This window comes from Bacteroides sp. D2 (genome assembly GCF_025147085.1).
Classification (GTDB): Bacteria; Bacteroidota; Bacteroidia; order Bacteroidales; family Bacteroidaceae; genus Bacteroides.
In genome coordinates, this window is the sequence record NZ_CP102261.1 from 2,674,432 (window position 1) to 2,691,255 (window position 16,824).

8 protein-coding genes, 2 tRNA genes and 3 rRNA genes are annotated in these 16,824 nt (G+C 42.7%); 12 read left to right on the top strand and 1 reads right to left on the bottom strand.

Annotation, left to right across the window (positions count from 1 at the left end):
- The first annotated feature begins 16 nt into the window (after positions 1–16).
- From bglX to NQ505_RS09310, 3 genes are all read left to right on the top strand, one after another.
- Positions 17–2,296 carry a beta-glucosidase BglX gene (gene bglX, locus NQ505_RS09300; RefSeq protein ID WP_259828270.1) on the top strand — a complete coding sequence of 760 codons (2,280 nt, stop codon included), beginning with the start codon at positions 17–19 and terminating at the stop codon, positions 2,294–2,296.
- Between the two features lie 68 nt (positions 2,297–2,364).
- Complete coding sequence (locus NQ505_RS09305; protein WP_009000092.1) at positions 2,365–3,462, top strand: cellulase family glycosylhydrolase; 1,098 nt, start codon at positions 2,365–2,367, stop codon at positions 3,460–3,462.
- A 115-nt stretch (positions 3,463–3,577) separates the two neighbouring features.
- A complete protein-coding gene (locus tag NQ505_RS09310; RefSeq protein ID WP_032853737.1) occupies positions 3,578–5,572 on the top strand; it encodes a glycoside hydrolase family 97 protein in 1,995 nt (664 codons plus the stop codon).
- Positions 5,573–5,726: 154 nt separating this feature from the next.
- On the opposite strand, the gene NQ505_RS09315 is transcribed toward NQ505_RS09310, so the two are convergent.
- The gene (locus NQ505_RS09315; RefSeq protein WP_004307069.1) at positions 5,727–6,935 is read right to left on the bottom strand and encodes a hexokinase; all 1,209 of its coding nucleotides are present in this window, start codon (positions 6,933–6,935) and stop codon (positions 5,727–5,729) included.
- A gap of 1,384 nt (positions 6,936–8,319) precedes the next feature.
- Between NQ505_RS09315 and NQ505_RS09320 the strand changes: the two genes are divergently transcribed.
- From NQ505_RS09320 to NQ505_RS09360, 9 genes are all read left to right on the top strand, one after another.
- Entirely contained in the window at positions 8,320–8,667 is a 348-nt protein-coding gene (locus NQ505_RS09320; protein WP_004296294.1) for a hypothetical protein, read from the top strand.
- A gap of 865 nt (positions 8,668–9,532) precedes the next feature.
- Positions 9,533–11,057 (top strand): 16S ribosomal RNA (locus tag NQ505_RS09325).
- A gap of 184 nt (positions 11,058–11,241) precedes the next feature.
- Positions 11,242–11,318 (top strand) — tRNA-Ile (locus tag NQ505_RS09330).
- Between the two features lie 58 nt (positions 11,319–11,376).
- A tRNA-Ala gene (locus NQ505_RS09335) sits at positions 11,377–11,453 on the top strand.
- A 157-nt stretch (positions 11,454–11,610) separates the two neighbouring features.
- Positions 11,611–14,490: ribosomal RNA gene (locus NQ505_RS09340) — 23S ribosomal RNA — on the top strand.
- Between the two features lie 77 nt (positions 14,491–14,567).
- Positions 14,568–14,678 (top strand): 5S ribosomal RNA (gene rrf, locus NQ505_RS09345).
- Together the 16S, 23S and 5S rRNA genes with 2 tRNA genes alongside form the textbook arrangement of a ribosomal RNA operon.
- Before the next feature lie 206 nt (positions 14,679–14,884).
- Positions 14,885–15,463, top strand: a complete 579-nt coding sequence (locus tag NQ505_RS09350) for a YceD family protein (protein WP_004297143.1) — start codon at positions 14,885–14,887, stop codon at positions 15,461–15,463.
- A 12-nt stretch (positions 15,464–15,475) separates the two neighbouring features.
- Positions 15,476–15,661 (top strand): 50S ribosomal protein L32, encoded by a 186-nt coding sequence (gene rpmF, locus NQ505_RS09355; protein WP_004296852.1) that lies wholly within the window; start codon positions 15,476–15,478, stop codon positions 15,659–15,661.
- 87 nt (positions 15,662–15,748) lie between these two features.
- Entirely contained in the window at positions 15,749–16,756 is a 1,008-nt protein-coding gene (locus tag NQ505_RS09360; RefSeq protein ID WP_004323568.1) for a beta-ketoacyl-ACP synthase III, read from the top strand.
- Positions 16,757–16,824 lie beyond the last annotated feature (68 nt).

The window sequence follows — 16,824 nt, forward strand, 5'->3', positions numbered from 1 at the left end:
CCCAATAACAAGAAAAATGAAGATAAAAAATCTTATATCTTGTGCCCTTTGCGGGCTTACTCTCTTTGCCTGCTCACCGTCCGGGGGAGGGAAAGATGCGGAAATGGACTGTTTCATTACCGACTTAATGGAGCGGATGACTCTCCGTGAGAAACTCGGACAACTGAACCTGCCTTCGGGCGGTGATCTCGTGACAGGTTCGGTGATGAACGGTGAACTTAGCGATATGATTCGCAAACAGGAAATAGGCGGTTTCTTCAATGTCAAGGGTATTCAGAAAATCAATGCCCTGCAACACCTTGCGGTAGAAGAAAGCCGGTTGAAAATACCTCTACTTGTAGGTGCAGACGTTATCCACGGTTACGAAACTATTTTCCCGATCCCATTGGCGCTTTCTTGCAGTTGGGACACTCTGGCCGTCGAACGTATGGCACGCATCTCTGCCATTGAAGCCAGCGCAGATGGTATTAACTGGACATTCAGCCCGATGGTCGATATTTGTCGTGACGCCCGTTGGGGACGTATCGCAGAAGGGAGTGGAGAAGATCCTTACCTGGGTTCTTTAATGGCTAAAGCGTATGTGCGTGGTTATCAGGGAAACAATATGCAGGGCAACGATGAAATACTTGCCTGTGTGAAACATTTTGCACTTTATGGAGCGTCTGAATCAGGACGTGATTATAATGTGGTGGATATGAGCCGCCTGCGTATGTATAACGAATATCTGGCTCCTTATAAAGCTGCCGTTGATGCCGGTGTAGGTAGTGTCATGAGTTCTTTTAATATCGTTGACGGTATTCCTGCCACGGCCAATAAATGGTTACTGACCGATCTGCTTCGAGATGAATGGGGTTTCGGGGGACTATTGGTGACAGATTATAATTCGATAGCCGAAATGTCCTCCCACGGTGTCGCCCCTCTGAAAGAAGCTTCCATACGTGCTTTGCAGGCAGGGACAGATATGGATATGGTTTCCTGTGGTTTTCTGAACACACTGGAAGAATCCCTGAAAGAAGGAAAAGTGACGGAAGAACAGATAAATGCGGCCTGCCGTCGTGTCCTGGAAGCTAAATATAAATTGGGGTTATTCTCCGATCCGTATAAATATTGTGATACTCTGCGTACCCGGGAAAAACTTTATACGGCCGAACATCGTTCTTCCGCCCGTACGATTGCAACTGAAACTTTTGTTTTGTTGAAGAACGATCGTCATCTGCTTCCTTTGGACATAAAAGGAAAGATTGCCCTGATCGGTCCGATGGCAGATGCACGTAATAATATGTGTGGAATGTGGAGTATGACATGTACTCCTTCCCGGCACGGAACGTTACTGGAAGGAATCCGTTCGGCAGCGGGTGATAAGGCTGAAATACTGTACGCGAAAGGCAGTAACATATATTATGATGCAGAAACGGAAAAGGCTGCTACAGGTATTCGGCCGCTTGAATGTGGAGACAACCGGCAGTTATTGGATGAGGCTTTGCGTATAGCTGCCCGTGCTGATGTGATTGTAGCTGCTTTGGGTGAGTGTGCGGAAATGAGTGGTGAATCGGTTTCACGTACCAATCTGGAGATACCCGATGCTCAACAGGACTTATTAAAAGCTCTGGTGAAGACGGGCAAACCTGTCGTACTTCTTTTGTTCACGGGTCGTCCTTTGGTTTTGAACTGGGAGGCTACAAATGTACATTCCATCTTGAATGTCTGGTTTGGAGGTAGTGAAACGGGGGATGCGGTTGCTGACGTACTGTTCGGCAAGGTAGCTCCAAGCGGTAAACTGACAACGACTTTCCCGCGTTCGGTGGGACAGTTGCCATTATTCTACAATCATCTGAATACCGGTCGTCCTGATCCTGACAATCGTATATTTAATCGTTATGCCAGCAATTATCTGGATGAGAGTAATGAGCCTCTGTATCCGTTCGGATATGGTTTGAGTTATACAGACTTTGTTTATAGTGATCTTCAGATTAGCTCGGAAACTTTACCTAAAAACGGTGAGTTAACGGTTTCTGTGACTGTTACCAATAAAGGAAACTACGACGGTTACGAGACAGTGCAGCTATATCTTCGTGATATATATGCAGAGATTGCCCGTCCGGTAAAGGAGTTGAAAGGCTTTAAACGTATTTTCCTGAAGAGTGGTGAAAGTCGTGACATTAACTTCGTTATCACGGAAAATGATCTGAAATTCTATAATTCCGGTTTGGAATATATCTATGAACCAGGAGAATTTGATGTCATGGTAGGATCGAACTCCCGTGATGTACAAACCAAGCGGTTTAGAGCTGAATGATGGATACAGTATAACTCAAAGGTGAAAATTAAAATAAATAGACTTGTATATTAATCAATTGAAATAGCATGAAAAATAAATGGTGTGTTAGTGTTGCATTTTTATTCTTTTTAGTGGGGATATGTATAAATGCTTGTACGCAGGAGTGCAACTCCTCAAACAATGATCGTTGGTCAGAAGAGAAAATACAGAAATGGTATGACGACCAGGATTGGCTGATAGGTTGCAATTATATTCCGGCAACAGCAATCAATCAGATAGAAATGTGGAGTGCGGATACTTTCAATCCTAAACAAATAGATAAAGAACTGTCATGGGCACATGATCTGGGTTTTAATACCTTACGGGTTTTCTTAAGCAGTGTAGTGTGGAAAAACGATGCGAAAGGCATGAAAAAACGTATGGATGAATTTCTGAATATTTGTAAGAAGTACTCAATTCGTCCTATGTTTGTATTCTTTGATGACTGTTGGAATGCTGAATCTGCTTATGGCAAACAACCAGAACCGAAGCCGGGCGTTCATAATTCCGGATGGGTACAGGACCCTTCATGCAGCTTGCGCAAGGATACACTGACTTTGTATCCTTTTCTACAAGAGTATGTCAAAGATATTGTACGCACTTATGCTCATGATGACCGGATATTGATGTGGGATTTGTATAATGAACCCGGAAATAGTAAACACGAAGAAACCTCTTTGTCTTTATTGACTAATGTTTTTCGTTGGGTACGCGACTGTAAACCGTCACAACCGATTACTGCCGGTGTCTGGGACTATAATTCTCCCCGCAAGAATGTTCTGAATGCATTTATGCTGAATCATTCGGATATTATCTCTTATCATAATTACGATAATGAGACACAGCATGCCGAGTGCATCAAGTTTCTAAAGATGCTTAACCGTCCGTTGATCTGTACCGAATATATGGCCCGCCGCAATGACAGCCGTTTTTGCAATGTCCTTCCTCTGATGAAAAAAGAAAAGACCGGAGCTATTAATTGGGGATTTGTTGCAGGAAAGACAAATACTATTTTTGCTTGGGATGAAGTGATTCCGTCGGGAGAAGAGCCGGAGTTATGGTTCCATGATATTTATCGTTCTAACGGAGTACCTTTTCAGCAGGAAGAAGTCGATTGCATAAAATCTCTGACAGGAAAAAGATAGAATCTCGTATTCATTTTTCATTTCTGTTTTTTAGTTTTCATATAGGTTACTATAATATATTATTTTATTTTTGCATCATTCTTCTTATGATTTGATAACTACTATAATTAAAACCATGAAAAAACTGAAGATTTTATTATTTCTATGTGTTGTCGCATGTACGCTTACGGTACAAGCACAAAAACAATTTACCTTGAACTCTCCGGATGGGAAACTCCAAACAACTATTACCGTCGGTGATAAGTTGACTTATGACATCCATTGTGACGGACGTCAGATACTGGCTTCTTCTCCAATTTCAATGACATTGGATAATGGAGAAGTTTGGGGAGAGAAAGCAAAGTTGGCCGGCACTTCCGGGAAAAAAGTAGATCAGATGGTTCCTTCTCCTTTCTATCGCGCCAACGAACTAAGAGATTACTATAATGAACTGACTCTCCGGTTTAAGAAAGATTGGAACGTAGAGTTTCGTGCTTACAATGATGGTATTGCATATCGCTTTGTCAGCCGGTCGAAGAAACCTTTCAATGTAGTGGATGAAACTGTAGATTACCGTTTCCCATCCGATATGGTAGCCTCTGTTCCGTATGTAAAAGCGGGGAAAGACGGTGATTACGAATCCCAATATTTCAATTCTTTCGAGAACACTTATACTACTGATCGATTATCGAAACTGAATAAAAAACGTTTGATGTTTCTGCCGTTAGTAGTGGATGCTGGTGAAGGTGTCAAGATTTGTATCACAGAATCCGGTTTGGAGAATTATCCCGGTCTCTATTTATCTGCTGCTGAAGGGGAAAACCGGTTGACGGGTAAATTCGCTCCCTATCCCAAGAAGACGGTGCAGGGCGGACACAATCAACTTCAGATGTTGGTGAAAGAGCGTGAAGCTTACATTGCCAAAGTAGATAAACCCCGAAGTTTTCCATGGCGAATGAGCATTGTTACCACTTCCGATAAAGATTTGGCGGCAAGCAACTTGAGCTATTTGTTGGCTGCTCCTTCCCGTCTGACGGATATTTCATGGATCAAACCCGGTAAAGTGGCATGGGATTGGTGGAATAACTGGAACTTGGATGGCGTTGATTTTATCACCGGAGTAAATAATCCGACTTATAAAGCATATATTGATTTTGCTTCTGCAAACGGAATAGAATATGTAATCCTTGATGAAGGTTGGGCAGTCAACCTGCAGGCGGATTTGATGCAAGTAGTGAAAGATATTAATCTGAAAGAACTGGTAGATTATGCAGCTTCCAAAAATGTAGGTATCATTCTTTGGGCTGGTTATTATGCCTTCGATCGTGATATGGAGAACGTTTGCCGTTATTTTGCCGACATGGGAGTCAAAGGCTTTAAGGTCGATTTTATGGATCGTGACGATCAGTATATGACAGCATTCAATTATCGGGCTGCCGAAATGTGTGCTAAATATAAATTGATTCTCGATTTGCATGGAACGCATAAACCGGCCGGCTTGAATCGTACCTATCCGAATGTGTTGAACTTTGAAGGGGTTAATGGCTTGGAACAGATGAAATGGAGTCCGGCTTCGGTCGATCAGGTGAAGTATGACGTACTGTTGCCTTTCACCCGTCAGGTTTCCGGTCCGATGGATTACACCCAAGGCGCGATGCGTAATGCTTCGAAAGGTAACTATTATCCTTGTAACTCGGAACCTATGAGCCAGGGAACTCGCTGTCGCCAACTTGCTCTGTATGTGGTATTCGAGTCTCCTTTCAATATGCTGTGCGATGCGCCAAGCAACTATATGCGCGAACTGGAATCGACCGAATTTATTGCCAATATTCCGACCGTATGGGATGAAAGTATCGTGCTTGATGGCAAAATGGGAGAGTACATCGTAACGGCACGCCGGGCAGGAAATGTCTGGTATGTAGGTGGAATTACCGATTGGACGGCACGTGATATTGAAGTAGATTGTTCCTTCTTGGGCGACAAGACATACGATGCTACATTATTTAAGGATGGAGTGAATGCCCACCGGGTTGGACGTGATTATAAATGTGAATCTTTCCGGATAAAGAATGACAGTAAGTTGAAGATTCATTTGGCACCCGGAGGCGGTTTTGCACTGAAGATCAAATAATAGCTACTTTAGGTTCTATATTCTATCTAAATATTGAACCGGATTTAATAAGTCTGAAATAGGTTCGATGCTGTATCAGTAAATTTGATACAGCATCGAATTTTTATGAACAGGCCGATTGAGGACCTGCCGTGCAATGACAAATTAGAACGTGTCAGGATAATGCCGCAATACCTGTTCCTATCAGATTGGCATTATTCATACTTTTTATGTCGATCTCTACGTCTTCCAAACCAAATAAACTGAAAAGTTCCCGTAATTTCTCCATGACAATCATATTATAGTTTTTATCTTTTCTGTTCTTGCTCCAGAAAAGACTTCCTTCGGCAACCAGGCAAATTCTCCTTATCTCCTTATTGTATGACTTTAGCAACATGATAAGCCCTGTAAGTGAAGCTGCAACCAATTGCGCCGATCTGCCATATATCCACTGTGCTACCTGCACATACACTTCTTTATAAATATCGGGATAGTTCATGATAGAGGTAAGCTTTTGTGCATCGAATTTTTCTTCAAATTCTTCCAGAGGGAAAGTCGCTTTTAGAATGTCTCCCAAGTACATGCCGGATACAGCTTTCTCGAAACGTTGTCTTCCCGGATTGTCGGAGATTACATCTACCGTATTATCTACTGCGGTGAGGAATGGCGGATGGAAGTTCCCCGACTCCAGATTAACGGGAATCAATCCATCGACCTTATGTGACGGACTTAACTTCTTAATTTTGTCAGCCGGAATAAAAGTAGCCATATTGGTGCCTGTTCCCACAATCAGACCTATATATGCATCGTAACTGCTGTCGGTAAGTCCTGCAAATAAACTGGCTACGGTGTCATTAAGCACTTTTATATTCGTAAACTTGATTTTATTTCTTTCGTTTAGATAGTCCAGTAAAGGCTTCCCTACCACTTCTCCGATCATCTCTTTTATGTCAACTCCTTTTGTCCAGCGTAAGAGTTTGGCATCTCCGCTTGGCACAGACTCTGTCGGATAAGAAAAGCAATATCCGATTGGCATTTCTTTCTCCCGTTTTATTCCGGTAATCATGTCTGCCAATTCTTTGAATAACTCCTCGCGGGTATAGCCGGGAGATTTCATAACCGACATGTCTTTCTTCCAACCATTGTTGGGGTGAATGGTTGGAGGAACTTTACTGAAGTCAACGATTGCCACCCGATAATTGGTTCCTCCCAAATCAAGCACTAACGATTTACCATTAATACTACTTGCTTTCGGAGTGATAAAAGTTGGAATGCATTGTATCTCTGCATTTTCAGTGTTCAATCCCTCTTCTACTTTTGCTTTGAATGAACGGGCAATTTCTTTGAGTTGCTCATTATCTAACTGAAAAATATTCTTCTCCATGATATTGACTTTTATTGTGTATACTATGATATATATGAATAACAACTGAAAAGGAATTTTGCTCGGTCGGTCGGTATACGGTATATGGATTCGGCCGGATTCCTGATTTATCTCTTTCTTTTTTGCTCTTTCCTAAAAAATAACCTTTCGTTGAATTCAAGTTCTCCTGCAAATGATTTTTCATTTTCATTTCTCATGTTCTCATAAGTGGTATGGTATTTGTTTGTAAATCAATAATATAATGCTATGAGAAATAAACTGTAAAATGGTATTTCTCATAGTATTTCCATCATTTATCCTTAAAAAAGCTGCATTTCTCATCGGTTTCAACTCATTTCTCCTCTTATTCTCATACTCCTTTTATCTATTTTGCTCATTTCTCATGCATGATGGCTGTAGCTTTTTCCGGACTCTCGCCGGACTTACGATTATTCCTTTCCTTGTGTTGTTTATTAATCAACTTCCTATTGTTTACTGCTTTCCTGTGTATCATTCACCTTATATCTTACTGTTTTCCCTTACTCATTGCCATTTCTTCCTGCTACTATCTGTATCGTTCCACTCCAGTGAACAGGCTTGTGCACTAGAGTGAAAAGAACCGTCCACTCGAGTGGAACGATCTGTTCACTGGAGTGGAACGATACAGATGCAGGTAGGAAAATATACAAATGTCCGCTCTATATACTTTCAATAAGCACTGGTAATATATTGTAAAGCAGTGTATAGTCTGGTATTCTACTTGGTCTTTAGCTTAGAATCTGGCTTGATAATTTATAGGATAAATGGTTAAAATACTATGAGAAATACCTTGAAAAGGTATGAGAAATGCGTTGTTTTATGGACAAAATGCTGGTAATACTATGAGAAATGCTATTTTCTATTTTATTTCTCATAGTGTTATGTCTTTGATTTACAAGATATTATTATGTGCGTTATGAGAACATGAGAAATGAAAATGAAAAATCGTTTCTAGTAGAATGTCAGATACGTGTTTTTTTATATGATATAGACTAGATTAATTGATAAAGCATATTTTTTTCTGTCAAAATTGTTTGTTTAATAGATATTTATTTCTACTTTTGTGATAACTTACTTTCGAGCGAAGGAAGTAGTTTTTTAATAATTTTATTGAGAACGGTTATTTGTTACATTCATATATAAAATCCGCTAAATTTTAACTTTCGTGAATGGAATGAATGACAGGTCTCACGCACTATTGTCTGTATAACCTTGTTATATATCCAATTGGGCGTGGGGCTATCATTCATGTTCACGAAAGGGGTCTTAGCGGATACCTATATATGGCATGAATAGATAGTTTCCACGCTCTCTTTTTTTATAACCCTCGCACCACCGGGAACTGATGCGGTAATAAACGCAACCTATGTACGGAGACTTTAATCGAATTGTTGTTCAGCTGACTCAGCATCCTGTTATGTACAAACCTCTCTCGGATTTAACCTATACGGAATGTGAACTAGCCTATGCTTTGATACGGGAGTTGATTGATTTGTCAATCGAAGGGGATTATACTTTATTGGACTATATCCAAATGGCCCGGCTGGAATACTATCTGGGTGAACTGTCTTGTAAGATAAGCTGTAGTAGGGAGGAGACTGCCCTTCATTATGCGGGCGCCCTTCATCTGTTAGAAAAAGGCGGCTTTGATTTGGGCATAAAGAAGTGGGTTGAACTTGTCAGCCTGCGAATAGAGAACTCTAAAAAAGAATGACATTCTGATTTTATAGTTAGAATCTGATTAGTACCCACTCTGTATTTATCCGATCTATACCTATGGAATAGTCAACCGTTAGACCGCTTAGAAAAAGTATTCTGACGGTTGATTCTAAATCCTCTTGCTTTTTTTTAATATCTATTTTCTTGTAGTTTTCTTTTTCGTCTTTTTTTTTTTCATTCTCTTTTCACGCCTTTGCTCGCCCGCGTGTGATATAATAATGTGTATCCCTCTCGTCGTTTCCGCACACAATTCCCCCATACATAAAAAATATGTTCTACAACATCGTTATGCATCAGCACTTTAGCAAATGTATTCAAAAATAATTAGAAAAAATAGTTTGATATATTTGGAGTGTATACGAAAAGGGCGTACTTTTGCACCCGCTTTCCAAGAGAAGAAAGCCTTGAAAAATTGACTTAGTGAAAAAGTGGAATTATACTTAAAGAAAAGAACAAAAAACTTCCGAAAAAGTTTGGATTATAATAAATAAAGTTCTTATCTTTGCAGTCCGATTCGCAAAGAAAATAGGCAAGAGTTATTCTTTCATACATTCTTTCCCTTTCGCATAGAGAGCCAGAGAAATTGAGTAAAAAGAAAAACTAAAAAAAACTTCCGAAAAAGTTTGGTAGTTAAAAATAAAGCCCTTACCTTTGCACCCGCTTTTAAAACGAAAGCAACAAGTTCTTTGAAATATTGATAAACAATACAAGTAGTACAAGTAAAAAAATAGAACCGTCAATACTTGTCTTATTCAGTAGCGATACAGTTAAGACTAATAGGTATTTGAATAAGGTCAATAAATTTACGGCGTCCTGAACAGAGCAAAAAGTCATCTTAACGGATGATAAAAAATACTTTTACAATGAAGAGTTTGATCCTGGCTCAGGATGAACGCTAGCTACAGGCTTAACACATGCAAGTCGAGGGGCAGCATTTTTCTAGCAATAGAAGAGATGGCGACCGGCGCACGGGTGAGTAACACGTATCCAACCTACCGATAACTCCGGAATAGCCTTTCGAAAGAAAGATTAATACCGGATAGTATACGAATATCGCATGATATTTTTATTAAAGAATTTCGGTTATCGATGGGGATGCGTTCCATTAGTTTGTTGGCGGGGTAACGGCCCACCAAGACTACGATGGATAGGGGTTCTGAGAGGAAGGTCCCCCACATTGGAACTGAGACACGGTCCAAACTCCTACGGGAGGCAGCAGTGAGGAATATTGGTCAATGGGCGCAGGCCTGAACCAGCCAAGTAGCGTGAAGGATGAAGGCTCTATGGGTCGTAAACTTCTTTTATATGGGAATAAAGTTTTCCACGTGTGGAATTTTGTATGTACCATATGAATAAGGATCGGCTAACTCCGTGCCAGCAGCCGCGGTAATACGGAGGATCCGAGCGTTATCCGGATTTATTGGGTTTAAAGGGAGCGTAGGTGGATTGTTAAGTCAGTTGTGAAAGTTTGCGGCTCAACCGTAAAATTGCAGTTGAAACTGGCAGTCTTGAGTACAGTAGAGGTGGGCGGAATTCGTGGTGTAGCGGTGAAATGCTTAGATATCACGAAGAACTCCGATTGCGAAGGCAGCTCACTAGACTGTTACTGACACTGATGCTCGAAAGTGTGGGTATCAAACAGGATTAGATACCCTGGTAGTCCACACAGTAAACGATGAATACTCGCTGTTTGCGATATACAGTAAGCGGCCAAGCGAAAGCATTAAGTATTCCACCTGGGGAGTACGCCGGCAACGGTGAAACTCAAAGGAATTGACGGGGGCCCGCACAAGCGGAGGAACATGTGGTTTAATTCGATGATACGCGAGGAACCTTACCCGGGCTTAAATTGCAAATGAATATGTAGGAAACTATATAGCCGCAAGGCATTTGTGAAGGTGCTGCATGGTTGTCGTCAGCTCGTGCCGTGAGGTGTCGGCTTAAGTGCCATAACGAGCGCAACCCTTATCTTTAGTTACTAACAGGTTATGCTGAGGACTCTAGAGAGACTGCCGTCGTAAGATGTGAGGAAGGTGGGGATGACGTCAAATCAGCACGGCCCTTACGTCCGGGGCTACACACGTGTTACAATGGGGGGTACAGAAGGCAGCTACACGGCGACGTGATGCTAATCCCAAAAACCTCTCTCAGTTCGGATCGAAGTCTGCAACCCGACTTCGTGAAGCTGGATTCGCTAGTAATCGCGCATCAGCCATGGCGCGGTGAATACGTTCCCGGGCCTTGTACACACCGCCCGTCAAGCCATGAAAGCCGGGGGTACCTGAAGTACGTAACCGCAAGGAGCGTCCTAGGGTAAAACTGGTAATTGGGGCTAAGTCGTAACAAGGTAGCCGTACCGGAAGGTGCGGCTGGAACACCTCCTTTCTGGAGCGATGTCGTAACTGTCACAAACGTGGCAGCCACTTATAGACTTTAAAGGTTCTGTTTTTTGTACTACTGGTACTTGTTTATTTATAACATATAGATCAACCATCTATAGAAGTATAGATAGAGATAAACAAGAGAAAAAAGAAGCCGAGTCTAACATACAGGTAGACAAGGTTGAACTAGTCCTATAGCTCAGTTGGTTAGAGCGCTACACTGATAATGTAGAGGTCGGCAGTTCAACTCTGCCTGGGACTACCAAGCTCAAGAACGAAGGAATGACGCGTCAGCGGAATGCAGCAATTCTTGATAACCTCTTGGGGGATTAGCTCAGCTGGCTAGAGCATCTGCCTTGCACGCAGAGGGTCAACGGTTCGAATCCGTTATTCTCCACCATCTCTGAAAAAGAGAAACGATCTTTGACATGATGTACAAAAAGTAAAATTTTAGTAAGAGCTAAAAGTATATATCAAACCGTACGTGTTCGAGTACGCAATATTGATAGAAGGAAGCAATTCCCATACCAATACCAGTACACGAATAAAACGTTTGAAAGAAAGTAAGCAAGGGCGCATGGCGGATGCCTTGGCTCTCGGAGGCGATGAAGGACGTGATAAGCTGCGATAAGCTTCGGGAAGGTGCAAATAACCTTTGATCCGAAGATTTCCGAATGGGACAACCCGTCATTCTGAAGGAATGACATCTTGCATAGCAAGAGGCTAACACAGGGAACTGAAACATCTTAGTACCTGTAGGAAAAGAAAATAATAATGATTCCCCTAGTAGTGGCGAGCGAACGGGGATTAGCCCAAACCAATGTTGTTACGGCAATATTGGGGTTGTAGGACCACGATATCGCAAGAACTTTAGTGAGAAGAACCCTTTGGAAAATGGGACCATAGACGGTGATAGTCCGGTATTCGAAGCTAAACGAAGCGTAGTGGTATCCTGAGTAGCGCGGGACACGAGGAATCTTGCGTGAATCTGCCGGGACCATCCGGTAAGGCTAAATACTCCCGAGAGACCGATAGCGAACCAGTACTGTGAAGGAAAGGTGAAAAGCACTTCGAATAGAAGAGTGAAATAGTCCCTGAAACCGTGCGCCTACAAGCGGTCGGAGCAACTTCGGTTGTGACGGCGTGCCTTTTGCATAATGAACCTACGAGTTACTTTTTCCGGCAAGGTTAAGTGTCTTAAGACATGAAGCCGAAGCGAAAGCGAGTCTGAACAGGGCGATTAGTCGGAAGGAGTAGACGCGAAACCAAGTGATCTACCCTTGGTCAGGTTGAAGGTTAGGTAACACTAACTGGAGGACCGAACCGATAAGCGTTGAAAAGCTTCCGGATGAACTGAGGGTGGGGGTGAAAGGCTAATCAAACTTGGAGATAGCTCGTACTCCCCGAAATGCATTTAGGTGCAGCCTTGGGAATTACTACTGTGAGGTAGAGCGACTGATAAGATGCGAGGGCTTCACCGCCTATCAAGTCTTGATAAACTCCGAATGCGCAGTAGTTCGATCCCAGGAGTGAGGGCATGGGTGCTAAGGTCCATGTCCTAAAGGAGAAGAATCCAGACCATCAGCTAAGGTCCCCAAATAATTGCTAAGTTGAACTAACGAAGTCAGATTGCTAAGACAGCTAGGATGTTGGCTTGGAAGCAGCCATTCATTTAAAGAGTGCGTAACAGCTCACTAGTCGAGGAGTTTGGCGTGGATAATAATCGGGCATCAAGCAATTTACCGAAGCTATGGGATCCGTAAGGATCGGTAGGGGAGCATTCCACTCTGCGTCGAAGGTGAAGCGTGAGCTTTGCTGGAGCGTGTGGAAAAGCAAATGTAGGTATAAGTAACGATAAAGGGGGTGAGAAACCCCCTCGCCGAAAGACTAAGGTTTCCTGATCAACGCTAATCGGATCAGGGTTAGTCGGGTCCTAAGGCTCAGCCGAACGGTGAGGCCGATGGCAGAACAGGTTAATATTCCTGTACTACCTTAAAGAGTGACGTGGAGACGGAGGAGTGACAGCGCCGCGGACTGACGGAATAGTCCGTTGAAGGGTGTAGATGTTGATTATCCCAGGCAAATCCAGGATAAGAGTCGAACCTGATAGTATACCAAATTCCTCGGAATAAGGTAATAGTGCGTGTAAACATACTCCCAAGAAAATCCGCTAAACTTAATCTTTAAGGTACCCGTACCGTAAACGGACACACGTAGTCGGGTTGAATATACTAAGGCGCTTGAGTGATTCACGGTTAAGGAACTAGGCAAATTGACCCTGTAACTTCGGGATAAAGGGTCCCAACGAGAGTTGGGCGCAGAGAATAGGTCCAGGCAACTGTTTAACAAAAACACAGGGCTGTGCCAAATTGAAAGATTACGTATACAGCCTGACACCTGCCCGGTGCTGGAAGGTTAAGAGGAGATGTCATCGCAAGAGAAGCATTGAATTGAAGCCCCAGTAAACGGCGGCCGTAACTATAACGGTCCTAAGGTAGCGAAATTCCTTGTCGGGTAAGTTCCGACCTGCACGAATGGTGTAATGATCTGGACACTGTCTCAACCGTGAGCTCAGTGAAATTGTAGTATCGGTGAAGATGCCGATTACCCGCGATGGGACGAAAAGACCCCGTGAACCTTTACTATAGCTTAACATTGAATTTGGGTAATTGATGTGTAGGATAGGCCGGAGACTTTGAAGCAGGTACGCCAGTATTTGTGGAGTCGCTGTTGAAATACGGCCCTTTGATTATTTGAGTTCTAACTCGTAGAAACGAGGACACTGTTTGGTGGGTAGTTTGACTGGGGTGGTCGCCTCCAAAAGTGTAACGGAGGCTTCTAAAGGTGCCCTCAGGACGATTGGTAACCGTCCGTAGAGTGTAATGGCATAAGGGCGCTTGACTGGGAGACAGACAAGTCGATCAGGTAGGAAACTAGAGCATAGTGATCCGGTGTTTCCGTATGGAAGGGACATCGCTCAAAGGATAAAAGGTACTCCGGGGATAACAGGCTGATCCCTCCCAAGAGCTCATATCGACGGAGGGGTTTGGCACCTCGATGTCGGCTCGTCACATCCTGGGGCTGGAGAAGGTCCCAAGGGTTGGGCTGTTCGCCCATTAAAGTGGCACGCGAGCTGGGTTCAGAACGTCGTGAGACAGTTCGGTCTCTATCTATCGTGGGCGTATGAAATTTGCGTGGCTCTGACACTAGTACGAGAGGACCGTGTTGGACTGACCGCTGGTTTACCAGTTGTGCCGCCAGGTGCATTGCTGGGTATCTAAGTCGGGATTGGATAAGTGCTGAAAGCATCTAAGTACGAAGCCAGCCACAAGATTAGATTTCTTAGGGTCGTCAAAGACGATGACGTTGATAGGATGCAGGTGTAAAGGTGGTAACATCAAAGCCGAGCATTACTAATTGCCCGTTCACTTTCTTTCGAACATGTACCGGTTGGGTATATACGTTTAGCTTGCTAGATACTGAATTTTTACTTTTCATCATGTCATAACCTTATTCAGGTGGTTATAGCACGAGGGTTCCACCTCTTCCCATTCCGAACAGAGAAGTTAAGCCTCGTCACGCCGATGGTACTGCGTAACAGTGGGAGAGTAGGTAGCCGCCGTTTTTAAGAAGCCTCGCTTGTCTATTGGACGGGCGAGGCTTTCTGTTTTTTATTACTTTGGTATTTATATCGCCGTTTTTAACAGATACAAACCTCATAATACCTATTAAAAAAGTGAATATTTACTGATAATTTGTATGTTATGAGGATATTTATTTGTATCTTTGTCGCCCGAATTGTAAGCTAACGATTTAAAAAAGAGAGAAGCTTTGGGAAAGTTTGATAAATACAAAATTGACTTGAAAGGAATGCAAACAGACTCTGCTAAGTATGAGTTTGTATTGGATAACCTTTACTTCGCTCACATTGATGGTCCTGAAGTTCAGAAAGGAAAGGTGAATGTTACATTGACCGTGAAAAGAACCTCTCGTGCTTTCGAGCTGAGTTTTCAGACTGAGGGAATGGTATCAGTACCATGTGACCGTTGTCTGGATGATATGGAGCTACCTATCAGTTCTTCTGATAAACTGATGGTAAAGTTTGGACATGAATATGCAGAAGAAGGTGACAACCTGATTGTGATTCCCGAGGAAGAAGGGGAAATCAACGTTGCATGGTTCATGTATGAGTTTGTTGCGCTCTCTGTACCCATGAAGCATGTACATGCTCCCGGTAAGTGCAATAAAGCGATGACTGGTAAATTGAACAAGCATTTGAAAACAAATGCGAATGAGGATAGCGATGATACTTTCGACACAGGTGGAGATGACATCGTAATTGAGGAAGAAGTGGAGGAACAAATTGATCCCCGCTGGAATGAATTAAAAAAAATATTAGATAATAATTAAAGTTTTAAGAAAATGGCACATCCTAAGAGAAGACAATCAAGTACGAGACAAGCGAAGAGAAGAACTCATGATAAGGCAGTAGCTCCTACATTGGCTATTTGTCCGAATTGCGGTGAATGGCACGTTTACCACACTGTATGTGGTGCTTGTGGCTATTACAGAGGCAAGCTCGCTATTGAGAAAGAAGCAGCTGTATAATTAGTACAGTTATACTGAAAACAGCCTGGGGGTGAAACTCTCCGGCTGCTTTAAGTATTATAGTATTGCTAATTTAAAATAGGTTTGATGGAAAAAATAAATGCAGTAATCACAGGAGTCGGCGGGTACGTACCCGATTATATCTTGACTAACGACGAGATATCAAAAATGGTGGATACCAACGACGAATGGATTATGACTCGTATCGGAGTAAAGGAAAGACATATTCTGAATGAGGAGGGATTAGGTAGTTCATACATGGCACGCAAAGCTGCCAAACAGTTGATGAAGAAGACTGGTGCTAATCCTGATGATATCGATTTGGTTGTTGTTGCTACCACTACTCCTGACTATCACTTCCCTTCTACAGCTTCTATTCTTTGTGATAAACTCGGACTAAAGAATGCTTTTGCCTTCGACTTGCAGGCTGCTTGTAGCGGATTCCTGTATTTGATGGAGACAGCTGCTAATTTCATCCGTTCGGGAAGATATAAGAAAATTATCATTGTCGGTGCCGATAAGATGTCGTCAATGGTTAACTATACAGATCGTGCTACATGCCCTATTTTCGGTGACGGTGCTGCTGCCTTTATGGTGGAACCCACTACGGAAGATTACGGAATCATGGATTCGATACTGAGAACAGATGGCAAAGGTTTGCCTTTCCTCCACATGAAAGCTGGTGGTTCGGTTTGTCCTCCGTCTTATTTCACAGTAGACAATAAAATGCACTATTTGCACCAGGAAGGAAGAACAGTATTTAAATATGCTGTATCCAACATGTCGGATGTCTCTGCTGCAATCGCAGAAAAGAATGGTCTGACGAAAGATAGTATCAACTGGATTGTTCCGCATCAGGCGAATGTCCGTATTATCGAGGCTGTGGCTCACCGTATGGATGTGCCAATGGATAAAGTGTTGGTAAATATTGAGCATTACGGTAACACGAGTGCCGCTACACTTCCTCTGTGTATCTGGGATTATGAAGATAAACTCAAGAAAGGCGATAACATCATTTTCACTGCATTCGGTGCCGGATTTACTTGGGGCGCAGTATACGTGAAATGGGGTTATGATGGAAAGAAGGAATCGTAACGTAAGTTACTGAACTATAACACTCAAAAACGCATCCTATTTCGATTCGATGCGTTTTTTTGTCTCAA

Bases quoted from the DNA above. Each gene is read 5' to 3' on its own strand.
- rpmF (WP_004296852.1), top strand. From the start codon at position 15,476: ATGGCACATCCTAAGAGAAGACAATCAAGTACGAGACAAGCGAAGAGA.
- bglX (WP_259828270.1), top strand. From the start codon at position 17: ATGAAGATAAAAAATCTTATATCTTGTGCCCTTTGCGGGCTTACTCTC.
- NQ505_RS09315 (WP_004307069.1), bottom strand. From the start codon at position 6,935: ATGGAGAAGAATATTTTTCAGTTAGATAATGAGCAACTCAAAGAAATT.
- NQ505_RS09320 (WP_004296294.1), top strand. From the start codon at position 8,320: ATGTACGGAGACTTTAATCGAATTGTTGTTCAGCTGACTCAGCATCCT.
- NQ505_RS09360 (WP_004323568.1), top strand. From the start codon at position 15,749: ATGGAAAAAATAAATGCAGTAATCACAGGAGTCGGCGGGTACGTACCC.
- NQ505_RS09305 (WP_009000092.1), top strand. From the start codon at position 2,365: ATGAAAAATAAATGGTGTGTTAGTGTTGCATTTTTATTCTTTTTAGTG.
- NQ505_RS09310 (WP_032853737.1), top strand. From the start codon at position 3,578: ATGAAAAAACTGAAGATTTTATTATTTCTATGTGTTGTCGCATGTACG.